This is a genomic window from Pseudomonas sp. JBR1 (assembly GCF_028198185.1).
Lineage (GTDB): Bacteria > Pseudomonadota > Gammaproteobacteria > Pseudomonadales > Pseudomonadaceae > Chryseomonas > Chryseomonas oryzihabitans_E.
Genome location: NZ_CP116340.1, coordinates 3,465,104 through 3,481,713, shown reverse-complemented (window position 1 = coordinate 3,481,713; position 16,610 = coordinate 3,465,104). Strand labels below are relative to the sequence as shown.

The following is a 16,610-nucleotide window of genomic DNA, read 5'->3' as shown; positions in this document are numbered from 1 at the left end:
AATCCCCATGGCTGTGAAGAAACGAGGACTGGGCCGCGGCCTCGATGCCCTGCTCGGCGGCGCCAGCGTCAAGGTCCTGCAGGAGCAGGCTGCCGCCACCCCGGTCAGCGAATTGCAATCGCTGCCGCTGGACATCATCCAGCGCGGCAAGTACCAGCCGCGCCAGCACATGGATCCCGTCGCGCTGGAAGAATTGGCCAATTCCATCCGCACCCAGGGACTGATGCAGCCCATCGTGGTGCGTGCCATCGGTGAGGGTCGCTACGAGATCATCGCCGGTGAACGCCGCTGGCGTGCCAGCCAGCAGGCGGGTCTGGAGCGTATCCCGGCGCTGGTCCGCGACGTCCCTGACCAGGTGGCCATTGCCCTGGCGCTGATCGAGAACATCCAGCGGCAGAACCTCAACCCGCTGGAAGAGGCCATGGCCCTGCAGCGGCTACAGGATGAGTTCGAGCTGACCCAGGCCCAGGTGGCCGAAGCCGTCGGCAAGTCGCGCTCGGGCGTGACCAACCTGCTGCGCCTGCTGGCGCTGGCCGAAGACGCCAAGGAGCTGCTGGCCAAGGGCGAGCTGGAAATGGGCCACGCGCGGGCCTTGCTCGGCCTGCCGAAGGGCCGTCAGGCCGAAGGGGCGCGGCACGTTGTCGCACGGGGCCTGACGGTTCGTCAGACCGAAGCCCTGGTCCGCCAGTGGCTCAGTGGCGTGGAACCAAGCGAGAAGGCGCCCCCCGTGGATCCGGACATCAGTCGTCTGGAGCAGCGTCTGGCCGAGCGTTTGGGCGCCAACGTGCAGATCCGCCATGGCGAGAAGGGGAAGGGGCAACTGGTCATCCGTTACACCTCTTTGGACGAACTTCAAGGCGTACTGGCGCACATTCGCTGACACAAATGCGTTACGGCAGGAAAGGCAATCTGTCCGGGGTGGCTTGAACCACCCCTGGCGCGCCCCTATACTTTGCCCGCTTTTTGTCGGCACAAAGCATGCCAGTGAAAACAACTATTAAGCCGACACCAGAGGACTTCGAGCCGATGGACCGCCGCACGCCCAAACGCCTGCCTTTCCATCATCAGCCTGCCTTTCGCCTGCTGCTCGTCCAACTGGCTGTCGCGTCGTGTGCCGCCGTTGTCTTGTCTTGCTTCGTCGGTAAGGTCGCCGGTTATTCCGGATTGTTGGGCGGGCTGATTGCCTGGCTGCCCAATCTGTATTTTTCGTTCAAGGCGTTCCGCTATCGCGGCGCCCATGCCGCCCGTGACATCGTCCGTTCTTTCTACTCGGGCGAGGCGGGCAAACTGATTCTCACGGCAGTGCTCTTTGCACTGACGTTTGCCGGGGTAAAACCGCTTTCGGCTCCTGCACTGTTCGGCGTCTATCTGTTGACGCTGATGGTCAATGCCGGCGCGCCCCTGCTACTGAAAAAACCGACTAGACCTTAAGGCATTCGAGGCACACATGGCAGCAGACTCCGCTTCGGGCTACATCCAGCACCACCTGCAGAACCTGACCTATGGTATGCACCCGGTGAACGGCTGGAGCTTCGCCCACACCCCCGCTGAAGCTAAGGAAATGGGCTTCTGGGCCTTCCACGTGGATACCCTTGGCTGGTCGGTCGCCCTGGGCCTGATCTTCCTGGTGCTGTTCCGCAGCATCGCCAAGAAGGCCACCAGTGGTCAGCCTGGCGGTCTGCAGAACTTCGTCGAGGTGCTGGTCGAATTCGTGGACGGCAGCGTCCGTGACACCTTCCACGGCAAGAACGCCCTGATCGCGCCCCTGGCCCTGACCATCTTCGTCTGGATCTTCCTGATGAACCTGATGGACCTGGTGCCGGTGGACTGGCTGCCGTCCGTGGCCGGCATGCTGTTTGGCGAGCACACCTACTTCCGCGTGGTTCCGACCACCGACCCGAACGCCACCCTGGGCATGGCCCTGTCGGTGTTCGCCCTGCTGATCTTCTACAGCATCAAGATGAAAGGTATCGGCGGCTTCTTCGGCGAGCTGACCCTGCATCCCTTCAGCAGCAAGAACATGCTGCTGCAGATCATCCTGATCCCGATCAACTTCCTGCTCGAGTTCGTCACCCTGATCGCCAAGCCGATCTCGCTGGCACTGCGACTGTTCGGCAACATGTATGCTGGCGAGCTGATCTTCATCCTCATCGCCATCATGTTCGCCAACGGTCTGGCACTGGGTGGTCTGGGTATCGTGCTGCAGTGGGCGTGGGCGGTGTTCCACATCCTCATCATCACCCTGCAGGCGTTTATCTTCATGATGCTGACCATCGTCTACCTGTCGATGGCGCACGAAGAAAGTCACTGAGGAATGGCCCCCGGGCGCTGCTGACGGCGTCTGGAGGCGGTTCTGCCGTGAGTCCCGGGGGCCTTGTCCGCCGGGGGACTTGGGAAAACTTTTTCGCTTCAACCTTAACCAAGACGACTAAAAAAGTCGGGAGGAAAGATGGAAACTGTAGTTGGTTTGACCGCGATCGCCGTTGCTCTGCTGATTGGCCTGGGCGCTCTGGGTACCGCCATTGGCTTCGGTCTGCTGGGTGGCAAGTTCCTCGAAGGCGCCGCTCGTCAGCCGGAAATGGTTCCGATGCTGCAAGTCAAGATGTTCATCGTCGCCGGTCTGCTCGACGCCGTGACCATGATCGGTGTTGGTATCGCCCTGTTCTTCACCTTCGCTAACCCCTTCGTTGGTCAGATCGCCGGCTGATCACCCCCAGGGGTGTAGGCAGGACTGATGGACAACGAACGAGCGAGGTGTTGGCGTGAACATTAATGCAACCCTGATAGGCCAGTCCGTTGCCTTCTTCATCTTCGTGCTCTTCTGCATGAAGTACGTGTGGCCGCCGATCATCTCGGCGCTGCGTGAGCGTGAGAAGAAGATTGCCGATGGCCTTGACGCTGCCAACCGCGCGGCTCGTGATCTGGAAGTGGCACAGCAGCAAGCCAACCAGAAAGTGAACGAAGCCAAGGGGCAGGCGGCCGAGATCATCGAGCAAGCCAACAAGCGTGCCGCTCAGATCGTCGAGGACGCACAGGCCAAGGCCCGTGCCGAAGGCGACCGGATCAAGGCGCAGGCTCAGGCTGAAATCGAGCAGGAAATCAACAGTGCGAAGGACGCCCTGCGTGCTCGCGTCGGTCTGCTGGCCGTGGCCGGCGCCGAGAAGATCCTTGGATCGACCGTTGATGCCAATGCTCATGCCCAGTTGGTTGACCGACTGGCAGCGGAAATCTAAGCGAGGCCACCAATGGCAGAACTGAACACGCTGGCCCGGCCCTATGCCAAGGCGGCTTTCGAGTTCGCACAGTCCCAGCAGCAGCTGACCCAATGGTCGGCCGCGCTCGGGCTGCTCGCCGCGGTATCCCAGGACGGGACCGTGCGCCAGCTGCTTCAGCAGCCGCAGTTGACTGCGGACGCCAAGGCCGGATTGCTCATCGACGTATGTGGCGATCAGCTGGATGCACAGTCCCAGAACTTCGTTCGGACCGTGGCAGAAAACAACCGGATCGACCTGTTCCCGGCCATCGCCGAGATCTACGAGGCGTACAAGGCCGAGCAGGAAAAATCCATCGAGGCGGAAGTCACCAGTGCTTTCGCCCTGAGCGAAGAACAGCAAGACAAACTCGCCAAGGCTCTCAGCGCAAGGCTAGGTCGACACGTGCGACTTAATGCATCCGAGGATGCGAGCCTGATCGGTGGTGTGGTTATCCGCGCCGGCGACTTGGTAATCGATGGCTCCGTTCGCGGCAAGCTCGCGCAACTGGCCGAAGCGTTGAAACCTTGAGTTTGAAGGGGCAGTAGCATGCAGCAACTCAATCCTTCCGAAATTAGTGAAATCATCAAGGGTCGCATCGACAAGCTCGACGTGACCTCGCAAGCCCGCAACGAAGGCACCATCGTCAGCGTGTCTGACGGTATCGTGCGGATCTTCGGTCTGGCCGACGTCATGTACGGCGAAATGATCGAATTCCCCGGCGGCATCTACGGCATGGCACTGAACCTGGAGCAGGACTCCGTCGGCGCCGTGGTCCTGGGTAGCTACCTGGGTCTGGCCGAAGGCATGAGCGCCAAGTGCACCGGCCGCATCCTGGAAGTCCCGGTTGGTCCGGAACTGCTGGGTCGCGTCGTCGACGCCCTGGGCAACCCCATCGATGGCAAGGGTCCGCTGAATGCCAGCGCCACCGACGCCGTCGAAAAGGTCGCACCGGGCGTGATCTGGCGTCAGTCGGTCGACCAGCCGGTGCAGACCGGCTACAAGGCCGTCGATGCCATGATCCCGGTTGGTCGTGGTCAGCGTGAGCTGATCATCGGTGACCGTCAGATCGGCAAGACCGCCATGGCGATCGATGCCATCATCAACCAGAAGAACAGCGGCATCCGCTGCGTCTACGTCGCCATTGGTCAGAAGCAGTCGACCATCGCCAACGTGGTACGCAAGCTGGAAGAGAACGGCGCTCTGCACAACACCATCGTGGTGGCAGCCAGTGCGTCCGAATCGGCTGCCCTGCAGTTCCTGGCGCCCTACTCGGGTTGCACCATGGGCGAATACTTCCGCGACCGCGGTGAAGACGCCCTGATCGTCTATGACGATCTGTCCAAGCAGGCCGTGGCCTATCGCCAGATCTCCCTGCTGCTGCGTCGTCCGCCGGGCCGTGAAGCCTATCCCGGCGACGTGTTCTATCTCCACAGCCGTCTGCTCGAGCGCGCTTCCCGCGTCTCCGCCGACTACGTCGAGAAGTTCACCAACGGCGCCGTGACCGGCAAGACCGGCTCGCTGACCGCCCTGCCGATCATCGAGACCCAGGCCGGCGACGTGTCCGCCTTCGTTCCGACAAACGTGATCTCCATCACCGACGGCCAGATCTTCCTGGAAGCCGGCCTGTTCAACTCGGGCATCCGCCCGGCGGTCAACGCCGGTGTCTCGGTATCCCGTGTGGGTGGTGCGGCCCAGACCAAGATCATCAAGAAGCTGTCGGGCGGTATCCGTACCGCGCTGGCCCAGTACCGTGAACTGGCGGCCTTCGCCCAGTTCGCCTCGGACCTGGACGAAGCCACCCGCAAGCAGCTCGAGCATGGTCAGCGCGTCACCGAGCTGATGAAGCAGAAGCAGTACGCGCCCATGTCCATCGCCGAGATGTCCCTGAGCCTGTACGCCGCCGAGCGTGGTTTCCTGAGCGATGTGGCCCTGGACAAGATCGGTAGCTTCGAGCAGGCCCTGATCGCCTACTTCAACCGCGATCACGCCGACCTGATGGCCAAGATCAACGTGAAGGGCGACTTCAACGACGAGATCGACGCCGGTATCAAGGCGGGAATCGAGAAGTTCAAGGCCACGCAAACCTGGTAAGCCGCGACGGGGGCGCCAGCCCCCGTTTGCCAACCCGATAGGTGTCACATGGCAGGCGCAAAAGAGATTCGCGGCAAGATCGCGAGCATCAAAAGCACACAGAAGATCACCAGCGCCATGGAAAAGGTTGCGGTCAGCAAGATGCGTAAGGCTCAGGCCCGCATGGCTGCCAGCAAGCCTTATGCCGAGCGCATCCGCGCTGTGATCGGCCACCTGGCCAACGCCAACCCCGAGTACCGCCATGCCTTCATGGTGGAACGCGAGGTCAAGCGCGTCGGCTACATCGTGGTCAGCTCCGATCGGGGTCTGGCCGGTGGTCTGAACACCAACCTGTTCAAGGCTCTGGTCCGCGACATGGGCGACCAGCGCGGCAAGGGTGTGGAAATCGATCTGGCGGTGATCGGGGCCAAGGGTGCCTCCTTCTTCCGTAGCTTCGGCGGCAACGTGGTCGCGGCCATCAGCCACCTCGGCGAAGAGCCGGCGATCGGCGATCTGATCGGCAGCATCAAGGTGATGCTGGATGCCTACCTGGACGGCCGTATCGACCGCCTGTACGTGGTATCCAACGTCTTCGTCAACACCATGACCCAGAAGCCGACCATCCAGCAGCTGGTGCCGCTGGTTCCGGCCGAGGGCGGTGAGCTGCAGGGCAAGCATTGGGACTACCTCTACGAGCCCGACGCCAAGACCCTGCTCGACGGCCTGTTGGTGCGCTACGTGGAGTCCCAGGTGTATCAGGCCGTGGTCGAGAACGCTGCCAGCGAACAGGCCGCGCGGATGATCGCGATGAAGAACGCCACCGACAACGCCGGCGATCTCATCAAGGACCTGCAGCTGGTCTACAACAAGGCTCGCCAGGCTGCGATCACCCAGGAAATTTCGGAAATCGTCGGCGGCGCCGCCGCGGTCTGACGGACAGCTTAAACATTCGAGGAACGCGAAATGAGTAGCGGACGTATCGTACAAATCATCGGCGCCGTGATCGACGTGGAATTCCCGCGCGACGCGGTACCGCGCGTCTTTGACGCCCTCAAGGTGCAGGGTGCCGAAACCACCCTGGAAGTCCAGCAGCAGCTGGGCGACGGCGTGGTCCGGACCATCGCCATGGGTAGCACCGAAGGCCTCAAGCGTGGCCTGAACGTGGGCAACACCGGCGAGGCCATCAAGGTCCCGGTCGGCGTCAAGACCCTCGGCCGCATCATGGACGTCCTGGGCAACCCCATCGACGAAGCCGGCCCCATCGGCGAGGAAGAGCGTTGGGAAATCCACCGCAAGGCCCCGTCCTATGCAGAACAGGCTGGCGGTAACGACCTGCTGGAAACCGGCATCAAGGTCATCGACCTGGTCTGCCCGTTCGCCAAGGGTGGCAAGGTCGGCCTGTTCGGCGGCGCCGGCGTGGGCAAGACCGTCAACATGATGGAGCTCATCCGTAACATCGCCATCGAGCACAGCGGTTATTCCGTGTTCGCCGGTGTGGGCGAGCGTACCCGTGAAGGGAACGACTTCTACCACGAGATGAAGGACTCCAACGTTCTGGACAAGGTCGCCCTGGTCTATGGCCAGATGAACGAGCCGCCGGGCAACCGTCTGCGCGTGGCCCTGACCGGCCTGACCATGGCCGAGAAATTCCGTGACGAAGGCCGTGACGTCCTGTTGTTCGTCGACAACATCTACCGCTACACCCTGGCCGGCACCGAAGTGTCCGCGCTGCTGGGTCGTATGCCGTCCGCGGTGGGCTACCAGCCGACCCTGGCCGAGGAGATGGGCGTCCTGCAGGAGCGCATCACCTCCACCAAGCTGGGTTCGATCACCTCCGTACAGGCCGTTTACGTCCCTGCGGATGACTTGACCGACCCGTCCCCGGCGACCACCTTCGCCCACCTGGACGCCACCGTGGTTCTGTCCCGTGACATCGCCTCCTTGGGTATCTACCCGGCGGTCGATCCCCTGGACTCCACCTCGCGCCAGCTGGACCCGAACGTGATCGGCCAGGAGCACTACGACACCGCTCGCGGCGTCCAGTACGTGCTGCAGCGCTACAAGGAGCTGAAGGACATCATCGCGATCCTGGGCATGGACGAACTGTCCGAGTCCGACAAGCAGCTGGTATCCCGCGCTCGTAAAATCCAGCGCTTCCTGTCCCAGCCGTTCTTCGTGGCCGAAGTCTTCACCGGTTCGCCCGGCAAGTACGTGTCCCTCAAGGACACCATCGCCGGCTTCTCCGGGATTCTGCGCGGCGACTACGATCACCTGCCCGAGCAGGCGTTCTACATGGTCGGCGGCATCGACGAAGCCATCGAGAAAGCCAAGAAACTGTAACTGCCGCGCCCGGCGACGGGCGCTCTTAGAGGCACGCTATGGCCAAGACAGTCCAATGCGACATCGTCAGCGCGGAAGGGGAAATCTTCTCCGGCGCGGTGGAGATGATCATCGCCCACGGCCACCTGGGTGATCTGGGTATCGCCCCGGGCCATGCGCCGCTGCTCACCGACCTGAAACCGGGCCCCATTCGCCTGGTCAAGGAAGGGGGCGCCGAGGAGGTGTTCTACATCTCCGGCGGTTTCCTGGAAGTGCAGCCGAATGTCGTCGAAGTGCTGGCCGATACCGCCAGTCGCGCCGGTGACATCGACGAAGCTGCCGCTCTGGAAGCCAAGCAGCGCGCCGAGGCCGCCCTGAGCGACAAGGGCACGGAGTTCGACTATACCGCTGCCGCCGCTCAGCTCGCCGAAGCCGCCGCCCAGCTGCGCACCATCCAGCAGCTCAAGCGGCAAGCCAAGCGCTAAGCGCAAGGTCAGGCTGTAACGACAAGGGTAGCTTCGGCTACCCTTTTCTTTTGTCGCCCGAAAAGTGGGCGAGAAATGTCGCGTGGTCAGATTCGGAAGGCATCTCGCCTTCGGTCGCCGGCCCGTCTCTTCCTCCTGTCTCCGAGGTTCTGATGTCCCTGGAAATCGTCATCCTGGCCGCTGGCCAGGGCACTCGCATGAGATCCGCTCTACCCAAGGTGCTGCATCCCGTGGCCGGTCGCAGCATGCTGGGGCATGTCCTCGACCGCGCCCGTGAGCTACAGCCGGCCGGCATCCACGTCGTCATTGGTCATGGCGCCGACCAGGTCCGCAACCAGCTGGCCGCGGACGACGTGAGCTTCGTGGTGCAGGCCGAGCAGCTCGGCACCGGTCATGCCGTGGCTCAGGCGACCCCGTCGCTGACGGCGGAGCGGGTGCTGATCCTCTATGGCGATGTGCCCTTGATCCAGACCGAAACCCTGCAGCGTCTGCTAGAGCAGGTGGATGACAGCCACCTGGCGCTGTTGACCGTGGAGCTGGACGACCCCACCGGCTACGGTCGTATCCTGCGCGATGGCGACGGTCGGGTCTCCGCCATCGTCGAGCACAAGGACGCCAGTGATGCCCAGCGCGCCATCCGTGAGGGCAATACCGGCATTCTCGCGGTACCGGGACGGCGGCTGGCCGAATGGCTGGGCCGGCTATCTAACAGCAATGCCCAGGGCGAGTACTACCTGACCGACGTCATTGCCCTGGCAGTGGCGGACGGCCTGACCATCGCCACCAGTCAGCCGGCGGAGGCCATGGAAGTACAGGGCGCCAACGATCGCCGGCAACTGGCCCAGCTGGAACGGCACTTCCAGCAGCGCGCTGCCGAGCGCCTGATGCTGCAGGGCGTGACCCTGGTCGATCCCCTGCGCTTCGATCAGCGGGGCCAGGTCGAGGCCGGGCGCGACGTCTCCATCGACATCAATGTCATCCTCGAAGGCCGGGTGGTGTTGGAGGATGGTGTCAGTATCGGTCCGAATTGCGTGATCAAGGACAGCGTCCTCAAACGCGGCGCCGTCATCAAGGCCAACAGCCACCTGGACGGGGCCGTAGTAGGGGAGGGCGCCGACGTCGGTCCCTTCGCCCGTTTGCGTCCCGGCAGCGAACTGGGCGTCAAGGCGCACGTGGGCAACTTCGTCGAGCTCAAGAACGCCCAGCTGCAGGACGGCGCCAAGGCCGGTCACCTGACCTACCTCGGAGACGCCAGTATCGGCGCAGGCAGCAACATAGGGGCGGGTACCATCACCTGCAATTATGATGGTGCCAACAAGTTTCGAACCGAAATCGGCGCGGACGTCTTCGTGGGTTCCAACAGTTCCCTGGTGGCCCCGGTCACCCTGGGAGCGGGGGCGACCACGGCGGCAGGTTCGGTCATCACAGCCGATGTGCCGGCCGAAGCCCTGGCACTGGGCCGCGCACGCCAGGTCAACAAGACCGGCTGGCAGCGACCGAAGAAGGCGCCCAAGACTTGACGGCTGTCCACTATTAGGTTTTGATTCGATCCATTATCTTTCGAATCGAAATTTATGACTCGCCGCAATACCGCTCAGCGTCGTCACGCCATCCTTGCCCAGCTTCAGGAGCAGGGCGAGGTCAGCGTGGATGGCCTGGCTCGCCAGCTGGAAACGTCCGAGGTGACCATCCGCAAGGATCTGGCCGCACTCGAACGCAATGGGCTACTCCTGCGTCGCTACGGCGGCGCCGTGGCCATGCCCCAGGAGTTGCTGGCCGAGGCACCCCCCCAGGCCTCGCCCTTCAAGCAGGGCATTGCCCGGGCGGCGGTCCAGCGCCTGCGTGAGCATGCGCGGATCATCATCGACTGCGGCAGCACTACGGCGGCCCTGATTCCGCAGCTCGATCACCGTCCTGGCCTGGTGGTCATGACCAATTCCCTGCAAGTCGCTACGGCCCTGCGCGAATTGGAACAGGAACCCATGCTGCTGATGACCGGCGGGACCTGGGATCCGCATTCTGAATCCTTCCAGGGACAGGTGGCCGAACAGGTATTGAGATCCTACGACTTCGATCAGCTATTCATCGGTGCCGACGGTCTCGATCTGGAACGGGGCACCACCACCTTCAACGAGCATCTGTCGCTGTCGCGGGTGATGGCCGAGGTGGCACGGGAGGTGGTGGTCATGGCCGAAGCGAGCAAGCTGGGCAGGCGAATTCCCAATCTGGAACTACCTTGGGAAAGAGTGGATGTGCTCATTACCGATGAGCGCCTGCCGGCCGAAGCGGCCCGAGCGATCGAAACCCAAGGGGTGCAGGTCATCTGCGCCCCTGTGGACAACTAGACAATCAGGTCATCCACAGTCGACTCAACGGGGTCGCTGTGGATAAGACAGGCAACGGGAGGTAAGCATGTGTGGAATCGTCGGCGCCATTGCTGAGCGTAACATCACCGCCATTCTGGTCGAGGGTCTCAAGCGCCTGGAGTACCGTGGCTACGACAGTGCCGGCCTGGCGCTGCTGGATGCCCAGGGCGAGTTGCAGCGCCTGCGCCGCATCGGCAAGGTCAGCGAACTGGAAGCGGCGTTGCTAGCAGACCCCCTGGCCGGTCGCCTGGGCATCGCCCACACCCGCTGGGCCACCCATGGCGCGCCCACCGAAGCCAATGCCCACCCGCACTTCTCCCAAGGTGATGTGGCGGTGGTGCACAACGGCATCATCGAGAACCACGAAGCCCTGCGGACCCAGCTCAAGGCTCAGGGCTATGTCTTCACCTCTCAGACCGATACCGAGGTCATTGTTCACCTGCTGCACCTCAAGCTGCAGGACAGCGGCGACCTGACCACGGCGCTCAAGGCGGCGGTCAAGGAATTGCACGGCGCCTATGGCCTGGCGGCCGTGTGGCGCCAGCAGCCGGATCGCCTGGTGGCGACCCGCAGTGGCAGCCCCCTGGTGATCGGCCTCGGCCTGGGCGAGAACTACCTGGCCTCCGACCAACTGGCGCTGCGCCAGGTCACCGACCGCTTCGTCTATCTGGAAGAGGGTGACGTGGCCGAGATCCGCCTGGATCAGGTCAACCTCTGGGATGTGGATGGCCAGCCGGTTCAGCGCGAGACGGTGCAGTACCACGAAGGCAGCGAGGCCGCCGACAAGGGCGCCTATCGCCACTTCATGCTCAAGGAGATCCACGAGCAGCCCAGCGTGGTCCAGCGCACCCTGGAAGGTCGCCTGGGCGATGGCCAGGTGCTCCCCGAGGCCTTTGGCCCGGCGGCATCCGAGTTGTTCGCCAAGGTGCGCCAGGTACAGATCGTCGCCTGCGGGACGAGCTTCCATGCAGGCTCGGTGGCACGCTACTGGATCGAGGAATACGTGGGCATTCCCTGCCAGGTAGAAGTGGCCAGCGAATTCCGCTATCGCCGCGTTGCCGTCAGTCCGGACACTCTGTTCGTGACCATTTCCCAGTCCGGCGAGACCGCCGATACCCTGGCGGCCCTGCGCATGGCCAAGCAATCCGGCTATCTGAGCAGCCTGGCGATCTGCAACGTAGCGACCAGCTCCCTGGTGCGCGAATCTCAGTTGAGCTTCCTGACCCAGGCGGGTCCGGAGATCGGCGTGGCCTCGACCAAGGCCTTCACCACGCAGCTGGTCTCACTGCTCTTGCTGACCCTAAGCCTGGGACGTTGCCAACAGCGCCTGGACGCCGGTGTCGAGGCCGAACTGGTGGCCGAGCTGCGCCGTCTGCCGGCGCGTCTGGATGAAGCCCTGGCCATGGACAAGACCGTGGAAAAGCTGGCGGAGTCCTTTGCCGAAAAGCACCACACCCTTTTTCTCGGGCGTGGCGAGCAGTACCCGGTGGCCATGGAAGGCGCGCTCAAGCTCAAGGAGATCTCCTACATCCACGCCGAGGCCTATCCGGCTGGCGAGCTCAAGCATGGTCCCCTGGCCCTGGTCGACGCCGACATGCCGGTGGTGACGGTGGCGCCCAACAACGAACTGCTGGAAAAGCTCAAGTCCAACCTGCAGGAGGTGCGAGCACGGGGTGGTCAGCTGATCGTCTTCGCCGACGAGCGTGCTGCCTTCGAGGAAGGTGAAGGTACCCGTATCGTGCCCATGCCGCACATCCACGATGCCCTGTCCCCGATCCTCTACACCATCCCGCTGCAGCTGCTGTCGTACCACGTGGCCGTGTTCAAGGGCACCGACGTGGATCAGCCACGCAACTTGGCCAAGTCGGTGACCGTGGAATAAGGGGTTTCACGTGAAACCTCAGGGCACGCGCCAGCTGCCCTGATTCTGCTGACGACAGGCGACGGCCAGGAAACGGCCGTCGCCCGGTTCGCCGTAGTAGTGGATATCCTGCCGATAGGGCACGCCGGGGCTGCGTGCGTCCCGGCAGATGCCGATCTCGCCCACTGGGCAACGGTCGACGAAGCGGACCTCGGTCTGCTGGCCCTTGAGTTGGGGCTGGCAGAAGCCCTCGCGAAACAGCTTGGCCGGGATGTCGATATTGCTCTGGCAGATCTGCACGTCCACACTGCCCTGACGACTGCGGATCACGCAGGCGTCGGCGAGCGCCAGTGAAGGCAACAGCAGTAGAGCAATCAACAGGCGCCGCATTCCAAGCAACCTCTCGCAAAACCGTCACTCTAGCATTCGACCTTTCGCCATGCGCCTAGCCGATATCAAGACCCATGTGATCGCCGGTCCCTTGGGCGCCGGCAAGACCACCCTGATCCGCCAGCTGTTCACCCAGCGTCCTGCCAACGAGCGCTGGGCGATCCTGGTCAATGAATTCGGCCAGATCGGCCTCGATGCGGCGCTCATGACCCGGGACGACGAGGGAGTGAGTATTGCCGAGGTTCCGGGCGGCTGCCTGTGCTGCGTCCAGGGCGTGCCCCTGCAGGTAGCTCTCACGCGATTGCTCCGGCGCGCGCGACCGCAGCGACTGTTCATCGAGCCTTCCGGCCTGGGTCATCCCGCCAGCCTGTATCGACAACTCCAGGCACCGCCCTGGACCGGGGTGCTGACGCTGCAACCGCTGGTCTGGGTGGTGGATGCCGGGCAATTGCTTAAGGGCTTGCCTCTGCCGGATGCTCAGCACCAGGCACTGCAGCAGGCGGGTCTGGTCGTGCTCAACAAGAGCGAAGGGCTGGACCAGACGCTCTTGCCACCGCAGCTGGGCGACCGGCCGCTGTACTGGACGGAGGAGGGCCGGATCACGCTGGCTGAGCTGCCCTTGGCTACCGAGGAGTCCTCAAGCGCTTGCGAGTTACCCGAGCCCACGGCCGTTTCTTCGCCACAGGCGCTCGTGCTACCCCATCGCCCGCTGCGTTTCAGTCATACCCAGGAGGGGCATCACGCCGTCGGTTGGCGCTGGCATTCCCAGCACCGCTTCGACGGGCCTGCGCTGCTGGCTCTTCTGACCAGGCTCCCGGGCCTGCGCCGGCTGAAGGCGGTCCTGCAATTGCAGGACGGCTGGCAGGCTTACAACGGTCTGGCCGGGGAAGGTCGTTGGGAGCCAAGCCCATGGCGCCGTGACAATCGGCTGGAGCTGATCCTGGAGAAGATGCCGGATCTAGAGGCCCTCGAAAAAGCCCTGCGCGGGACCATTCGCGACATTTGAGGTTGCCAAATCTTTTCAGTTAATGATAATGATTATTAAATTTACTTCCTCTGCGTATCGCTCCCATGGCTCCGACATCTCTTGCCAAGCCTGAACCTCTCGTAGTTGCTGCGCGTTCTGACGGTGACGAGGTGGAATCCGTCCAGGGACCCGTCAGGGCCGCCCTGGCAGGTGACGTGGAACCGGTCGCAGGGGTCAATGCCAAGCGTAGCGAGCCCTCGGCCACCATCCTGTCGTTTCGGATGCCCGAGCGTAACGAAGAGATCCTGACGCCGGTGCTGACTCCGGTAGGTGCCGCTGAGCCGGGTGAGCAGCCACCGCGCGGCCGTGGCTGGGGCGCCGCCTCGGCATTGTCGCTGATCATGCACGCCAGCATGGCAGCAGCCCTGTTCTTCGTGGTCCAGGCCCCGCCGGAGCTGAAGATAGCCAAGGGCGACGAGCCCATGCAGGTGAGCTTCATCCAGCTGCCCAAGCCGGTACCCGAACCACCTGCACCCGCCCCGGCACCGCCAGCGCCGCCGCAACCCGAACCACCGCCGCCAGAACCGCCCAAGCCCGTGGAGCCGCCGAAACCGGTGGAGCCGCCCAAGCCGGTGGTGGAAAAGCCTAAACCCAAGCCGAAGCCCAAACCCAAGCCGGTCGAGCACAGCCAGCAGAAGCCATTGCCGAAAAAGGTCGAGCCCGCGCCGGAACCGGTCGCCCAGGCGGCGCCTTCTCCAGCGCCTGCTCCCGCGGCTACCGCACCTAGTCAGCCTGCACCTGCCGCTGCGCCTTCCGGTCCGCCAAAGACCGCGGGTCTACCCACGGGTAGCATCGATGACGCCGATATCCGGCCGATCAAGATGACACCGCCGGAGTATCCGGAAATGCTGCGCCGCCGCGGCGTGGGTGGCGAGGTCAGGGTGATGTTCACCGTGACCGCCGATGGTCGACTGGCCGATATCCAAGTGCTGGAAGCCTCCAACAAGCAACTGGAGCGCGCTGTGCTCGAGGTGCTGGGTGAATGGCGCTTCGCCCCGCGGGTCTCTGGTGGTCAGATCGTGCCGCGCAAGGCCACCAAGACCTTCAACTTCAAGATCCAGCGCCGCTAGGCCGCGGAGCCCCTGGGTTCCGCCTCATGCTCGCCAGGTCGTTCCAGACCCAGGTAGCGGAACATGCCATGGGCGATCTCGCGCTCGCCCATGATTACCTCATCCACCCCATTGGCCTCCAGATGACGGATCTCGTCATCGTGGTGCGCGCGGGCAAGGATGTGCAGATCGGGAGTCAGCTCGCGGGCACGGCGGGCGATCTCGGCGGCTTCGAAGCCGTTGGGTATCGCCAGCAGCAGGGCGCGTGCTTCCTTGAGCTTGGCCCGCGCCAGCACCTTGTCTTGGGTCGCATTGCCGAGGATTGCCTTGAAGCCCTGCTGGCGTAGCGCCGTGACATGCTCGGGCTCATCGGTGATCACGATCAGCGGCGGACCCTGGCGATCCAGGCGATCGCAGATGTAGCGACCTACCCGGCCATAGCCCACCAGGACCAGATGTCCACTGTGTTCGACGGGCTCGGGTTCGTCGTCCAGTTCCGGTGCATGCTTGCCCTTGGCGTTGACGAGCCGGCGACCTTCGCGGCGCTCTAGCCAGGGCTGCAGGCGATCGATGCCGTGGAACAGCAACGGATTGAGGATAATGGAGATGATGGCGGCAGCCAGGATGAGATCGTGCGCGCCCTGGTCGAGCAATTTCAGTGACAGGCCGAGGCTGGCGAGGATGAAGGAGAACTCGCCGATCTGCGCCAGGCTGGCGGCGATGGTCAGGGCCACACTCAGGGGGCGACGATAGGCCAGGACGATCAGCATCGCGGCGATGGATTTGCCAAAGACGATGACTGCGACCGTCGCCAGAATCGCCCAGGGCCGTTCCAGCAGGATTTCCGGATCGAACAGGCAGCCCACCGAAAAGAAGAACAGCACGGCGAAGGCTTCACGTAGCGGCAGCGAATTTTCCGCCGCATCGTGGCTGAGTTCGGATTCGTTGAGCACCACGCCAGCAAAGAAGGCGCCCAGGGCGAAGGACACCCCGAACAGCGAGGCCGAGCCATAGGCGATACCCATGGCGATGGCGAGGGTGGCCAGGGTGAAGAGTTCACGCGAACCGGTACGCACGACGCGGGCCAGTAGCCAGGGAATGGCTCGCCGACCCACCACCAGCATCAGGGCGATGAAGGCGCCCACCTTGAGGGCGGTAACACCCAGCTCCAGCCCCAGGCTTTGGCCCGGTTGCTCGCCACTGTCACCGCCCAGGGGGCCCGCCAGGGCCGGCAGGATCACCAGGGCCAGCACCATCAGCAGGTCTTCCACGATCAGCCAGCCCACGGCGATGCGTCCACGCCGGCTTTCTACCATCTGGCGCTCTTCCAGCGCCCGCAACAGCACCACGGTACTGGCCACCGACAGCGACAGACCGAACACCAGCCCGCTGCCCAGGCCCCAGCCCAGGAAATGACTCACGCCCATGCCCATGAGGGTGGCGGCGGCGATCTGGACGATCGCGCCGGGAATGGCGATGCGCTTGACTGCCAGCAGGTCCTTGATGGAGAAGTGCAGGCCCACACCGAACATCAGCAGGATGACACCGATTTCGGTCAGTTCCTTGGACAGCTCGGGATCGGCGACGAAGCCAGGGGTGAAGGGTCCCGCGACCACGCCGGCGAGCAGATAGCCGGCGATGGGCGGCAGGCGCAGGCGGGTAGCCAGGGTACCGAAGACGAAGGCCAGGACCAGGCCGATCGCCAGGGTCGATATCAGAGGGGTGTGATGGGACATGCTGGCTCCAAGGATTTGGATTGCCAGATCCTGGAGCCGCTGCCGTCGAACGA

The 16,610-nt window shown here is 63.6% G+C and carries 17 protein-coding genes; 15 read left to right on the top strand and 2 right to left on the bottom strand.

The features are described 5' to 3' along the window. Positions 1-7: 7 nt before the first annotated feature. The 13 genes from PJ259_RS16100 (at position 8) to glmS (ending at position 12,376) form a co-directional block, all read left to right on the top strand. A complete protein-coding gene (locus PJ259_RS16100; protein ID WP_059312995.1) occupies positions 8-880 on the top strand; it encodes a ParB/RepB/Spo0J family partition protein in 873 nt (290 codons plus the stop codon). 146 nt (positions 881-1,026) lie between these two features. After that, positions 1,027-1,431, top strand: a complete 405-nt coding sequence (locus PJ259_RS16095) for a F0F1 ATP synthase subunit I (protein WP_037006585.1) — start codon at positions 1,027-1,029, stop codon at positions 1,429-1,431. Between the two features lie 16 nt (positions 1,432-1,447). After that, positions 1,448-2,311, top strand: coding sequence for a F0F1 ATP synthase subunit A (gene atpB / locus PJ259_RS16090; RefSeq protein WP_059312994.1), 864 nt, complete (start codon positions 1,448-1,450; stop codon positions 2,309-2,311). A 138-nt stretch (positions 2,312-2,449) separates the two neighbouring features. Next, entirely contained in the window at positions 2,450-2,707 is a 258-nt protein-coding gene (atpE, locus tag PJ259_RS16085) for a F0F1 ATP synthase subunit C (protein ID WP_003097235.1), read from the top strand. 55 nt (positions 2,708-2,762) lie between these two features. Then, positions 2,763-3,233 carry a F0F1 ATP synthase subunit B gene (locus PJ259_RS16080; protein ID WP_059312993.1) on the top strand — a complete coding sequence of 157 codons (471 nt, stop codon included), beginning with the start codon at positions 2,763-2,765 and terminating at the stop codon, positions 3,231-3,233. A 12-nt stretch (positions 3,234-3,245) separates the two neighbouring features. Beyond that, entirely contained in the window at positions 3,246-3,782 is a 537-nt protein-coding gene (locus tag PJ259_RS16075) for a F0F1 ATP synthase subunit delta (RefSeq protein ID WP_017641468.1), read from the top strand. Positions 3,783-3,800: 18 nt separating this feature from the next. Continuing rightward, entirely contained in the window at positions 3,801-5,345 is a 1,545-nt protein-coding gene (atpA, locus tag PJ259_RS16070; RefSeq protein WP_059312992.1) for a F0F1 ATP synthase subunit alpha, read from the top strand. A 48-nt stretch (positions 5,346-5,393) separates the two neighbouring features. Then, on the top strand, positions 5,394-6,257 hold the full coding sequence (atpG, locus tag PJ259_RS16065) for a F0F1 ATP synthase subunit gamma (RefSeq protein WP_059312991.1): 864 nt from the start codon (positions 5,394-5,396) through the stop codon (positions 6,255-6,257). 30 nt (positions 6,258-6,287) lie between these two features. Beyond that, positions 6,288-7,664, top strand: a complete 1,377-nt coding sequence (gene atpD, locus PJ259_RS16060; RefSeq protein ID WP_017641466.1) for a F0F1 ATP synthase subunit beta — start codon at positions 6,288-6,290, stop codon at positions 7,662-7,664. Positions 7,665-7,702: 38 nt separating this feature from the next. Further along, a complete protein-coding gene (locus PJ259_RS16055) occupies positions 7,703-8,128 on the top strand; it encodes a F0F1 ATP synthase subunit epsilon (RefSeq protein ID WP_059312990.1) in 426 nt (141 codons plus the stop codon). Between the two features lie 152 nt (positions 8,129-8,280). Next, entirely contained in the window at positions 8,281-9,648 is a 1,368-nt protein-coding gene (gene glmU / locus PJ259_RS16050; RefSeq protein WP_271653470.1) for a bifunctional UDP-N-acetylglucosamine diphosphorylase/glucosamine-1-phosphate N-acetyltransferase GlmU, read from the top strand. Between the two features lie 54 nt (positions 9,649-9,702). Then, positions 9,703-10,473 carry a DeoR/GlpR family DNA-binding transcription regulator gene (locus PJ259_RS16045; protein WP_271653469.1) on the top strand — a complete coding sequence of 257 codons (771 nt, stop codon included), beginning with the start codon at positions 9,703-9,705 and terminating at the stop codon, positions 10,471-10,473. Between the two features lie 67 nt (positions 10,474-10,540). Further along, on the top strand, positions 10,541-12,376 hold the full coding sequence (glmS, locus tag PJ259_RS16040) for a glutamine--fructose-6-phosphate transaminase (isomerizing) (protein ID WP_271653468.1): 1,836 nt from the start codon (positions 10,541-10,543) through the stop codon (positions 12,374-12,376). An 18-nt stretch (positions 12,377-12,394) separates the two neighbouring features. Here glmS and PJ259_RS16035 read toward each other — a convergent pair whose 3' ends face one another. Continuing rightward, on the bottom strand, positions 12,395-12,745 hold the full coding sequence (locus PJ259_RS16035; protein ID WP_059312986.1) for a hypothetical protein: 351 nt from the start codon (positions 12,743-12,745) through the stop codon (positions 12,395-12,397). A gap of 49 nt (positions 12,746-12,794) precedes the next feature. Between PJ259_RS16035 and PJ259_RS16030 the strand changes: the two genes are divergently transcribed. Together PJ259_RS16030 and PJ259_RS16025 are read left to right on the top strand one after the other, a co-directional pair. Next, positions 12,795-13,751 carry a CobW family GTP-binding protein gene (locus PJ259_RS16030; RefSeq protein WP_271653467.1) on the top strand — a complete coding sequence of 319 codons (957 nt, stop codon included), beginning with the start codon at positions 12,795-12,797 and terminating at the stop codon, positions 13,749-13,751. Positions 13,752-13,882: 131 nt separating this feature from the next. Further along, positions 13,883-14,842: an energy transducer TonB gene (locus PJ259_RS16025; RefSeq protein WP_271653466.1), complete on the top strand. Its 960-nt coding sequence runs from the start codon at positions 13,883-13,885 to the stop codon at positions 14,840-14,842. Here PJ259_RS16025 and ybaL read toward each other — a convergent pair. Then, positions 14,839-16,557: a YbaL family putative K(+) efflux transporter gene (gene ybaL, locus PJ259_RS16020; RefSeq protein ID WP_271653465.1), complete on the bottom strand. Its 1,719-nt coding sequence runs from the start codon at positions 16,555-16,557 to the stop codon at positions 14,839-14,841. The two genes, PJ259_RS16025 and ybaL, sit on opposite strands and share 4 nt — an antisense overlap. Between the last annotated feature and the right edge of the window lie 53 nt (positions 16,558-16,610).

Bases quoted from the DNA above. Each gene is read 5' to 3' on its own strand.
- PJ259_RS16100 (WP_059312995.1), top strand. From the start codon at position 8: ATGGCTGTGAAGAAACGAGGACTGGGCCGCGGCCTCGATGCCCTGCTC.
- PJ259_RS16095 (WP_037006585.1), top strand. From the start codon at position 1,027: ATGGACCGCCGCACGCCCAAACGCCTGCCTTTCCATCATCAGCCTGCC.
- atpB (WP_059312994.1), top strand. From the start codon at position 1,448: ATGGCAGCAGACTCCGCTTCGGGCTACATCCAGCACCACCTGCAGAAC.
- atpE (WP_003097235.1), top strand. From the start codon at position 2,450: ATGGAAACTGTAGTTGGTTTGACCGCGATCGCCGTTGCTCTGCTGATT.
- PJ259_RS16075 (WP_017641468.1), top strand. From the start codon at position 3,246: ATGGCAGAACTGAACACGCTGGCCCGGCCCTATGCCAAGGCGGCTTTC.
- atpA (WP_059312992.1), top strand. From the start codon at position 3,801: ATGCAGCAACTCAATCCTTCCGAAATTAGTGAAATCATCAAGGGTCGC.
- atpG (WP_059312991.1), top strand. From the start codon at position 5,394: ATGGCAGGCGCAAAAGAGATTCGCGGCAAGATCGCGAGCATCAAAAGC.
- atpD (WP_017641466.1), top strand. From the start codon at position 6,288: ATGAGTAGCGGACGTATCGTACAAATCATCGGCGCCGTGATCGACGTG.
- PJ259_RS16055 (WP_059312990.1), top strand. From the start codon at position 7,703: ATGGCCAAGACAGTCCAATGCGACATCGTCAGCGCGGAAGGGGAAATC.
- glmU (WP_271653470.1), top strand. From the start codon at position 8,281: ATGTCCCTGGAAATCGTCATCCTGGCCGCTGGCCAGGGCACTCGCATG.
- PJ259_RS16045 (WP_271653469.1), top strand. From the start codon at position 9,703: ATGACTCGCCGCAATACCGCTCAGCGTCGTCACGCCATCCTTGCCCAG.
- glmS (WP_271653468.1), top strand. From the start codon at position 10,541: ATGTGTGGAATCGTCGGCGCCATTGCTGAGCGTAACATCACCGCCATT.
- PJ259_RS16035 (WP_059312986.1), bottom strand. From the start codon at position 12,745: ATGCGGCGCCTGTTGATTGCTCTACTGCTGTTGCCTTCACTGGCGCTC.
- PJ259_RS16030 (WP_271653467.1), top strand. From the start codon at position 12,795: ATGCGCCTAGCCGATATCAAGACCCATGTGATCGCCGGTCCCTTGGGC.
- ybaL (WP_271653465.1), bottom strand. From the start codon at position 16,557: ATGTCCCATCACACCCCTCTGATATCGACCCTGGCGATCGGCCTGGTC.